The following is a 1,332-nucleotide window of genomic DNA, read 5'->3' on the forward strand; positions in this document are numbered from 1 at the left end:
GGCTCGCGCTGGCCGAGGCGGGGCTGCCGGTGCGCGACGAGCTGGTGGCGACCGCGTTGAACTACCACCGCCGTGACGGCGCGGAGGCGATGTCGCGGTTGCTGGCGGCGGACGAGCCGCCGGACGCGGTGTTCTGCTTCAACGACCTGCTGGCGGTCGGTGCGGTGCGGGCCGCCGCGGAGCGCGGTGTGCGGGTGCCCGCCGACGTGGCGGTCGTCGGGTTCGACAACGTCGAGGAGGGCGCGTACAGCCTGCCGTCGTTGACCACGGTCGCGCCGGACAAGGCGGCGATCGCGCGGGCGGCGGTGGACCTGCTGCTCAAGCGGGTGGAGGACCCGGAACGGCCGCCGGAGCACCTGCGCACGCCGTTCTCGCTGGAGGTCCGGGAGAGCACGAGGGGTGAGCGGTGACGCGGGACGGGGTCTTCGAAGCGCCCGGTCGGATCAACCTGATCGGTGAGCACACCGACTACAACGACGGGTTCGTGCTGCCCATCGCGTTGCCGCACGTCGTGCGGGTCACCGCCGCGCGGCGGGACGACGGCGTGCTGCGGGTGTCGTCGCGGCAGGCGTCGGGCGTGACGGAGCTGCGGGTCGCGGACCTCGCGCCGGGCGTGGTCACCGGGTGGGCGGCGTACGTGGCGGGCGTGGTGTGGGCGTTGCGCGAGGAAGGTCACCCGATCGGCGGGTTCGGGCTGCTGGTGGACGGCAAGGTGCCGTTGGGCGCCGGGTTGTCGTCGTCGGCGGCGCTGGAGAGCGCGACCGCGCTGGCGGTGACCGAGCTGTCGGGGGTGTCGCTGGACCGCCGCGTGCTGGCGCGGATCGCGCAGCGGGCGGAGAACGAGTTCGTCGGCATGCCGTGCGGGATCATGGACCAGTCGGCGTCCCTGCTGGCCCGGGAGCGGCACGCGCTGCTGCTGGACACGCGGACGATGGCGACCGAGCACATCCCGTTCGACCCGGCGCAGGCCGGGTTGGCGCTGCTGGTGGTGGACACGAAGGCGCCGCACCGGCTGGTGGACGGCGAGTACGCGGCGCGGCGGCGGGACTGCCACCGGGCGGCCGAGCTGCTGGGCGTGCCCGCGCTGCGGGACCTCGACGCGGCCACCGGGCACGACCTGCCGGACCGGCTCGCCCGCCGGGTGCGGCACGTGGTGACGGAGGACGAGCGGGTGGCGCGGGTGGCGGACCTGCTGCGCGCCGACCGGATCCGCGAGGTGGGGCCGTTGCTGACCGAGTCGCACGCGTCGCTGCGCGACGACTACGAGGTGACCGTGCCGGAGCTGGACGTGGCGGTGGAGGCCCTGCTGGCGGCGGGCGCGGCGGGCGCCCG

General features: G+C 75.5%; 2 protein-coding genes. Both read left to right on the plus strand.

Going from position 1 to position 1,332, the window contains the following annotated elements; all coding sequences use genetic code 11:
* Window positions 1-410: substrate-binding domain-containing protein (locus AB0G02_RS40605; RefSeq protein WP_360805988.1), on the plus strand; the 410-nt coding region annotated here is incomplete at its 5' end.
* On the plus strand, window positions 407-1,332 hold a 926-nt coding region (gene galK / locus AB0G02_RS40610; RefSeq protein WP_360805991.1), incomplete at its 3' end, for a galactokinase. The genes AB0G02_RS40605 and galK, both read left to right, overlap by 4 nt.

The organism is Actinosynnema sp. NPDC023658, from assembly GCF_040639995.1.
Taxonomy (GTDB): domain Bacteria; phylum Actinomycetota; class Actinomycetes; order Mycobacteriales; family Pseudonocardiaceae; genus Actinosynnema.